The 9,893-nt window shown below is 65.1% G+C and carries 2 protein-coding genes; both read left to right on the plus strand.

Annotation, left to right across the window (positions count from 1 at the left end; all coding sequences use genetic code 11):
• Positions 1-382 precede the first annotated feature (382 nt).
• On the plus strand, positions 383-1,240 hold the full coding sequence (locus P0D73_RS29475) for a hypothetical protein (RefSeq protein ID WP_408179186.1): 858 nt from the start codon (positions 383-385) through the stop codon (positions 1,238-1,240).
• A gap of 131 nt (positions 1,241-1,371) precedes the next feature.
• The gene (locus P0D73_RS29480) at positions 1,372-9,789 is read left to right on the plus strand and encodes an RHS repeat domain-containing protein (RefSeq protein ID WP_408434055.1); all 8,418 of its coding nucleotides are present in this window, start codon (positions 1,372-1,374) and stop codon (positions 9,787-9,789) included.
• The last annotated feature ends 104 nt before the right edge of the window (positions 9,790-9,893 follow it).

Genomic DNA, 9,893 nt, shown 5'->3' on the forward strand with positions numbered 1-9,893 from the left:
AGTCGCATAACAGCAATTTAGACGCAATCCGGCTATCGGCCGCTCAGAGTGCCGAGGTTCTGTAGGAGGCCATCGAATACCGGGGGCATCAGGCCCGCGGGACGGGCATTTCCGTTCGTGCGCGAGGGTGCGGTCTGCGCTTTCGCTCTTCAAAATCAGACAATCCGATTCCCTTCACTGGAGTCTGGGAGAGCTTTTGTATTTTGGATTCTGATTTAGCGGGAATGTTAAATTTTTAAATAAAAGTACGTTGGGTTTTATTTCAGTATTTTACTGAAAGGGGTTCTTTTTTTATTAAAAATGGCTGGTTAAGCCACGGCGCATAAATCGCCATGGCAGGGACTGGCTTTGTCCGCGCGTATTCAAATTCGGGAGCAATATCATGCCGCTGCAGATTCAGAGTGCCCAGATCAAACCCGGTGCTACCAACACCTTCAACTTCACCGACCAGATTACGCAACGTATGGTCGGCATCTCGGCTTTTTCGTTGAGCTATGGCAATACGGACCATCACGTGCAGACGATATCGGTCTCGCTGAGCGTCAATCAATCGGGATCGTCCCTCGCGATCACGGCGCATGCGACGATGGTCGATGCCAGCGGAAACAACCTCGATCCGGCTTCGTCCTATGTCAATGTCGTCGCGCTCGCGTGGGTCGGCGTCGACGATTCCAATCTGAAGCTCGGCAATGTCTCCGGCATCGTCAACGGCGGGTCGAGTTCGCCGATCACGATTCCCGGCACCGATCCGAACGTGCTGCAAGCCGCGCTCGCCGGTTACTACCTGTCGTATGGCGGCACCGATCACCATATGGAGACGGCATGCGCGGCTGTCGGCACGACCTTGAGCGGGAACACCGCGTCGATCAACGGCACGGTCTATATGTACGACGACACGGGTCATGGGAACGTATCGGGCACCGTGGATGCGGGACTCGTGGCGAACTGCGACCCGTCGCTCGGCAACTTCGTGCGCGGCACCAACACGTTGCAGAACAACACGCAGAAAGTCACGTTCGGCAAGCCGTTCGCCCACTACACGCCGTTCCTGAGCAGCTACAAGGTGCAGTACCGCGACAACTCAGACCATCACGTGAAAACGTTCTCAGTGAGTCTGTCGGTGCAGAGCGTGAGCGGCAGTGACGTCACGGTTACCGGCGCGGCGAAGCTGATCGACAACTCCGGCCATGTGCAGGACGACGGCGTGAGTAACGTCAGCGGTTTCATCGTCGGCACCTGAGTCAGCGGCCAGGCAACCCGCCGCAACATGCAACGGCGCACGCGCGTGCGCCTCCTTACACCTGCGCGTTCACGCCGCCCGCATTGGCCGCGGGCGGTCGCGTGCGCGCGTTCTTTCCGGAGCCGGCCGTCATGTCTGATTCCTCGATTCCCAGCATTCGTACTTTCCAGATGGATGCCAGCACGGTGGGCGTGCTCAAGAGCAGCGTCAACCTGTTTCGCGGCGACGTGAACCTTACGCAGGCACTGTTTTCGATGCCCGGGCGTACCGGCAACGACGGCCTGCAGATCGATCTGTCGATCCAGTACGAGAGCAACGTCCACCAGCAGGCGATGACATGGAACCGCGACCGTCCGACGGGCGTGCTGGGCATGGGCTGGCAATTGCCGGTATCGGCGATCACGCTCGACACCGGCGGCGCGCCGACACCGGGAGCCGCGACCTATTCGATCAATATGGCGGGCGTGTCGAGCCAACTGATCCGCGAGCCCGCCAATCCGTCGCTGTTCGGCATGGCCGGCGCGTTGGCGGGATCGCTGGTCGACGGTCAGACGGTGCCGGCCGCCGTGCGCAGCGAGTTCGTGCAGCGCGGTTTGCCGCTCTCGGCGAGCGCGAAGATCGCGGGCAGCGCAAGCCCGTGGCGGATCGACGATGATGCACTCCAGCAGCAATTCGTTCTGCAACTGAATCAGCAAACGCTCGATGCCAGCGACGGCGGCGAGTCGTACCAACTGGTCAATTACAAGTTCTGGAAGGTGCTGTATTACTCGCGTTACGAGCGTTGGGCCGTGACCAACGAGACGGGGCAGACGATGTCGTTCGGCGGCGGCGTCGCGCAAACCGCGCAGGGCTACAACGTCAGTGCCGGCAACAGCATCGAATGGGCCGTGCAATGGACCGACGACAACGGTCTCGCTCTGTGGCAAGGCAACAGCGCCGTGACCGGCAAGCAGCAGCAATACGCGAGTGCGTGGCATTTGCAGCGCGCCTATAGCCGCTTTGGCGAATTCGTCTCGTACGGCTACAACGGCTTCGATCGCGACGGCAGCGGACTGCTTACGCATGGCGCGGAACAGCAGGTCGGCGTGGGCGGTAAGCCGTACACCAAGGCCTGCTATCTGACGAGTATCACCGACGTGTTCGACCGTACTGCAAGCTTCACCTATCAGCCGAAACTGTGGAGCAATGCGACACCGGAGAGCCCGCGCGAATATGCGGATCCGCACAAGACCGTGCCGGACATCACGCCCAACGGCTTCCAGGACCGTTACGAGACGCAGTTCCTGAGCGGGATCGCGGTCACGCATACCGACGGCTCGACGCTGTTTTCGCTGGCATTCGTCTACGACCCGAGCCCGTCGAACCCGGGCGCGCAGGCGGTGGCCAACGTTGCCGGCACATCGGGCGACACCTGCAAGCGGTTGCTCACCGGCTTCGCGCTGTTCAATCCAGCCGAAGAAAATTTGCCAGGCTATGGCTATGACTACAACCTCGACATCGGCGAGCCCACCAACCTCGGCGCGTTGCGTCGCGTCGTCTATCCGACCGGCGGCAGCGCCAGCTATGCGTATGAGCAGGTCGAGTTGCCGATCTGCGAGCGCGCGCTGACGCTATCCGCGCCCGCGCCCATGCCGCAGCAGTCGATGCCGCGCGTGTGGTTCGGTCCCGACTATGCGGTCGCGCTGTGGAACAACAGCGCGACGCAGCAGTTGTCGTTGCAGATCCTCACCTGGAACGGACAGTGGACCAGCTGGCAGGCGGACCCATCCAACCCGCTGCTGGTGGACGGCAACGGCGGCACGGATCTCTCGACGGTCGCCGTGCTGGCCGCCGCGGACTTCGTTGCGATTACGTACAACACGAGCACCAACACCAATCTGCACCTGTTCCGCAAGGATCCGGCGCGCCGGGCCCAGTGGGACGCAGCAGTGATTGCCGGCGGCGGCAGCGGCGGTTGCAACAGCCCGACCTGGCACTGGCCGATTGCCAACGGCCACGTCTCGACACTGGCCGGGCAGAACTTCGTGCTCGTGCCGCAGATGAGCACCTCGGCCAATCAGGGCACCTATGACCTGTTCACGTGGAACTGGCCGACCCAAAGCTGGACGCATACGACCCGGCAGACGGCCTCCTATACGTGGTTCACGGCTGGCCGCGAGTACTTCACCACGCTGGATATGAAGTCACAGGTCACGCTGTCGTATCTGAGTCCGACGGGCACGTGGCAGCAGGGCGGCAGCGCGACGCTCGGCTTTTCGCCGAGCAATACCACGACAGTCGCGCTGAGCTCGGACGTGTCGCTGCTGGCGGTCTCGCATCTGACCTCGGGTGGCGCGTCGAGCGGTCAGCAGGGCTACGACGTGTTCGTGCTGCAATGGAACAGCGCCTACCGCTTTGCCGCGCCGGCGAAGTTCTCCTTCATCGACAAATTCGACAACGCGTATCCGACCAGTTGGGCGCCCGCGAGCATCGGCAACGCGATGGTCGCGGTGGGCGGCAACCTGATCCGCTTCGATGGCGACGCGTGGCTCGCGAACAGCAACCTGAAGCCGCAAAGCGGCGTGATCGTCGGCGAGCAGCGTTACGCGTATGGACCGGACTACGGCACGCTGATTCTCGTCGGCAACGGTTCGCCGAAAGCACAACTGGTCGGCTACGACGCGAACAGCACCAGCGCGAACTGGACCGACACGGCGACCGCGATCACCGGCTTGAGCGTCCCGCCGAGCAACCAGAGCACGGCGAACTGGGCGAGCGGCGGCAACCCGGACTATCTGAGCGTCGGCACGCAGCTATTTTTCCGCGGCGTGGCGACCAACTGGTCGCATGCGGTGACGCAGAGCATCGGCGACATCCAGACGCTGATCAACCAGGCCGCCGGAACGAGCAACCGCTATCAGTTGAACGCGGCGTCGGTGATCAACGAAGGTCCCGCGTTTATCGCCTGTGCGGCGTACGACACGCAGAATCCGAGCGGGCATGCAACGGCTTCGTCGGCGCTGGTGCTGCGCAATGGCGGGGTGGCCGGCTCCGCCCAACTGCTCGGCGGCCAGCAGATGTGGACGGCGCAGGAGCACGATTTGCCGGGACAGGGCATGTATCCGGGCGGAGCCTCGGCGTTCTTCACGTACCCGGACACCGCGAGCGATCTCGACGACGCCACCAGCGTCAATCTGCATCGCTACGCGGGCGACGCGATCCAGGGGCCGATCGAGGATTGGCCCGTGGCCAGCATCACGATCGACGACGGCCTGTCGGAAAGCTCGACCACCTGCTATGCGCAGAACACCGCGAGCGCCGCGTGCGATGCGAGCGGCGAGGTCGTCAAATATTTCGAGAGCATCGTGTACCCGGGTGGCAGCAGCGCGAATCCGGTGAATGGTTCTGTGACGAGTTGCTACCTGAACGGCAACCAGCTGGTCGCGCCCGACGATTACTACAACATGCTCGACGGCTTGCTGCACAGCGTCGTGACCTGCGATGCATCGGGCACGACCCTGAGCAGCGTCGAGAACGAATGGAATGCGTATGTGATGCGCGCGGGCGACCCGACCGATACGCATGCCGCGCCGGTTCAGCTTTATGGCGCGTACGTCCTGCAGACCGCGCAGAACGCGGTGACGGACGGCGTCGCCTCGGGGCAGGCGACCGTGTACGCGCCGCAAGGGCTGCCGTACACCTACACGGGACAGCCGGCGAGCGTCACCCGCACGACGATGAACGGCGCGGGCGAACTCGAAACCGACGTGCAGACCAATGTGTACGCGTGCGAAGTCAACCCGGCCAGCCGCGTGCTGAGCGATGTCAGCAGCCTGGTGGCGCAAAGCTCGACCAACGCCGGCGTCACGACATCGTCGGCGGTCACGGCGCTGAGCAACTGGCCGACGCTATGGGGCGACGACGTGCTGACGCCCGCCGAAGAAGCCGACTTCAGCTGGACCGGCGGACCCGCCGCGTTCCCATTTTCGACCTATGCGCCGGGCGAAACACCCGCTGACTGGCAATGCACGACGCGCAACCTGGTGCGCGCGGCCAACGGCACCGTCTTGCAGCAGGCGGATGGCGCCGGGACGTTATGCGCAACGCTGTTCGGCACCGCACTGGGTTTGCCGGTGGCGACATTCAAGGCCGCGGCGCTCGCCGAATGCGCCTGGAACGGTTTCCAGTCCTACGAAGACGCGAGCGGCTGGACACTTACGGGCACGACCTTCGACACGGCCAACGCGTGGCTCGGCACCCGCAGCCTGAGCGTACCGAAAGGTGCGAGCGCAAGCGTGACGGTTGCGCCGGCGGCAGGGCGTACGGCCTATCTGCTGGCCGTGCGTTATCAGACGCCCGCGGGCTACGACGCCGACGGCTCGGGCATCGACATCGACTGTGGCTCACAGAAGAGTCACCTCGCGTTCGTCGACACGCAAGGGCAATGGCAGTATCTGAGCGCGTCGGTCGCGCTGGCTGCGGGCACCAGCAGCATCGCGTTGCGCCTTGCCAATGTCGGCAGCGGCAATGTGCTGGTGGACAGTGTGCTGTTCGCGCCGTTCGGCACCGACGTCACGGTTCAAAGCTGGCACGCGGACACGCGTCTGCTGCGCGCGACGATGAACGCCGGCGGCAACGTCAGCTTCACGCTCTATGACGCGTACAACCGGCCGCTGGGGGCGGTCGGCGGCGACGGTCAGTTGCAGGAACTGGACGTGCGCTTCCTGTCGCGCCAGGGCGCGTCCGACGATGCGTTCAACAACGCCAGTCCGAATGCCGAACTGACATTGCACATGGCCGACGGCGGCCACGCGGAAACCTTCCTCGACGGCGCGCAGTGGCGCACCCGCTGGCAGCCCGGCAATCCGGGCCTGTGGAGCACCGCGGACGGCGTGCTGAGCAAGACCGGCAACGCCGCCGACTCGCTGGTCTGGCAAGGCGCCGCGAACGCCGCACCGGCCGTCGTGTTCTTCATCGAGATGGTGCCGCCGGCGACGCTGGGCAACGGCACGATAGCGTTCCAGTTCGGCGCCGGCGAGCAGATCGGCTGGACTCCGGGATCCGGCTGGCAATGGACCGGCGCGGGCGGCACAACCGTGCAAACCCCGCTGGCGACCCCGCCGCATCTGGCGACCCAATGGCTACTCGCCATGGTGCCGGGCGCCGTGCTGTTCTTCGGCAACGGCCAGTTGTTGTTCAGTCATGCGAGCGCCGCGACGCCGTCGCAAGGCCTGACGTTCTCCACCGGGCCGAACGCGTTGCAGATCGTCAATCTGATGGCGGGCGCCAATCCGCGCATCGGCCAGTCTTATACCGACGGCGCCGCACGCCAGCGCCAGGTGCATCAGTTGCAGGGGACCGACAGCCGCGTAATGGAAGTCGTCTACGACGCGCTCGACCGGCAACTCGCCCTGACGCGCATTGCGCCCGGCACGTTCGGCAGCGGCGCGGCGTTCGCGCCGCTGCAATACCGCTCGAGCTTCGTCGACGTGCCGGCTTTCCTCGCCGCGCTGCAAAACACCTGCGAGATGGAAGGCGACGTCGCGGCGTACTACGCCGGCCAATCCGACGGGCCGGTCAAGCGTTCGAACGACCAGAACTATCCGTACAACGGACTGCGCTACGGCGGCTCGGCGCTTGGCCGCATCGTGGAAAGCGGCAAGCCCGGGCTGCAACTGTCGATTCACGACGTCAACACCACAAGTCCCGCCGAGCGCGAAACGACGCGCACCGTCTATACGGCAAGTGCCGCGAACGATCCGGTGCAAGCCGGCCAGTATTTCGCGACCCTCACCACTACGCCCGGCGGTTACCAGGGAAGGCAGTTCGTCGACACGGCCAAGCGCGCGGTGGCCACCGTGCAACTCGCCACCGACGGCAGCAACGCCGGGCAAACCACTGTGAGCCCGAGCTATGACGCGGCGGCCGGCACGGCCGGGATCCTCGGCACGATGAAATTGCCGAATGCGTTCACGAACGGGCCGCAGTCCGACCCGGCCGCATTCGTACGGACGACTTTGCAGAATCCGTTGGGCCAGCCAAGCGTCTACAGCGATCCGGATACCGGCAACACGTCGTATCTGTTCGACGGGAAAGGCCAGTCGCGCTTCGTTCAGGTGCCGCTCGACGGCGATGAGCAGTACTTCCTCTATACCCGCTACGACGCGCTCGGCCGCATCGTCGAGGAGGGCGTGGTAGCCGGAGCATGGGACGCCGCAAAACTCACCGCGGAAGTGGACAACCTCGCGTGGCCGAGTGCGAGCGACGGCGCAACCGCGGCGCGTGTCTACAGCTACGACGGCGACGGCACGGACCCGAACGCGCTCGGCAAGCTTACGCGCGCGCTCACCTACAATCCGGCGCCGGCATCCGCACGCGGCCTCGGCGACTGCACCGTCGACGAGCAATGGGTCTACGACGCCTTGGGCCGTGTCGTGACGACGCGTCTCGATGTGTCCGGCGCCGCGCAACTGTCGGCCAGCGCGACTTATCACTACAACGCGCTGAACGAGATCACGCAGATCGATCTGCCGGCGGGCGGTCCATTGCCGAGCATCGTCTACACGTACGACGATCAGGGGCAAATCACCGCGATCGGCGTGCCCGGCACGCCGGCCGCGATCGCAAGCTATACATGGACTGCCGACGGCCAGTTGCAAACCGCACAACGCGGCGCGCTAGCCGACGCGTGGGGCTACGACTCGCCCGGCAGCATCCTCACGCACCAGGCGAGCGTGGGCACGAAGACGGTGTTCAGCCAGAACTACACGTATACGCCCGACTCGCAGATCGCCAGCCGTGACACCGCCTTCAATTTCAGCGCGCTGAGCGACACGCGTTCGGTCGCGTACACGTACGACGGCCAGCAACGCTTCAACACGGCGGTCGTGGCCAACGCCGGCCGCGGCAATCAGGCAGTGACGGAGTACGACGCGAACGGCAACATCTGGAAGGCCACGCAGGACGACGCGACCTTGTCGGCGAGTTTTAGCGCGGGCACCGACAGGCTCGACACCGCGACGCTCGCAGACGGCGACGGCGTCACGTTCCACTATCGCAACGACGGCAAACCCGATCAGTGGCGCGGCCTGAGCATGGAATACGATCCGGCGCTCGGCACGGTCGCCGCCGTGACGAACGGCTCGAACGTGGTTCGCTACGCACGCGGCCTGAACAATCAGCGCGTGCTGCGTCAGCAGGGCAGCGCGTTGCAGATCAGTTTCCAGGGCGCGGGCAATACGCCGCTCGTGATCTGGAACGACGGCACGCCGCAGCTTTGCATCTGGGGGGCCAACGGGCTCGCCGCCGTGCACGATGGCGCCCTGAAGTATCCGATCGCCGATCATCAGAACACGGTCTGGGCCGTGACCGACACAGCCGGCGCACTGGTTGCCAGTTTCGACTATCTGCCGTTCGGCGGGTTGTTGAGCGAAGCGGGCAGCGGCGCACCGAGCTGGCTGTTCCAGTACGCTGGCAAGCCGTGGGACGCGACACTCGGTTTGTACGACTTCGGCGCGCGGCTCTACGACCCTGCGCTGCTGCGCTTCGTCACGCCCGATCCGGCACGGCAATTTGCGAGCCCTTATGTGTTCGCGAGCAATAACCCGCTGAACATGGTCGACCCGAGCGGCAACATTTCGCTATGGGCGCAGATCGGCATCGGTGCGGCGATGGTTGCGGTGATCGCGGCCGGCATCGCACTGAGCTTCGTGACGTTCGGCGCCGCCGCACCGGCAGCCGCGGCGGCCGACGGTGCGCTGGCGGGAGCGGCACTCGGCGGTGAGGCCGCAGCCGGCGCGGTGGCCGTGGGCGGTGAAGCGGCCGGTGCGGCCGCGGGCGCCGCGGCGGGCGAGGTCGCGGTCGAAGGGGCGGCGGCCGGAGCGACCGAGGTCGCGGCCGGCGCGAGTGCCAGCGTCGAGGCGGCCGCGCCGCTCACGACCGCGCAGGTCGTCGCGCAGAACGCCACCTCGGTGTTGTGGAGCGCGACCACCAGCGCGATCAGCGGCGCCGGCACGAGCGGCTTGCAGTACGACGTCCAGCACGGCCGGGACTTCACGGCCAAGGGCTTTTTCGAAGCCATGGGCACCGGTGCGCTGACCGGGTTTGCGAGCGGCGGCATCGGCGGGCTTGCCACGATGCCGGCCACGCTGGGTTTGTCACAGGGGATGAGCGCCACGGCGAGCGTCGCGTTCCGAGCCCTGACGAAGGCGACAGCCGGCATGATCGGCAAGGACGTCTCGACCCTGCTCACCGACGCCGTCTCCGGCCAGAAGGTAACGGTCGGACAGTTGCTGCTCAGCTCGGCGCAGGGCTTCGGCACGGGAGCGCTCTCGGGTGCGTTCAGCGGCGTGAAAGCGGCCAATGCCGGGCCGGCGTCTACCGCCGTCAGCGCGTCGGACAAGGCGATCGTGCGGGTCTCGAGCGTGATCAACGGCGCGGTCGACACGCTCAAGCAGCAGGCAACCTCGCAGGCGGCGATCGCCGCGTATATCGCGGGCGGCTATTTCCTCGTCACCGGTTATACGGTGTGGGGCGTCTACGGCGCGTCGTCGAAGAACCAGAGTGCGTGAAGTCGATCACGATGATTGAACGCGGCGGTGGGGTGGGGGGGGGGGCCCGCGGCCCCCGCCCCGTGTTAAGGGGGGACAACAAGAGGGTATTAAAAAAAAAAACC

This window comes from Paraburkholderia sp. RL18-101-BIB-B (assembly GCF_046026985.1).
Classification (GTDB): domain Bacteria; phylum Pseudomonadota; class Gammaproteobacteria; order Burkholderiales; family Burkholderiaceae; genus Paraburkholderia.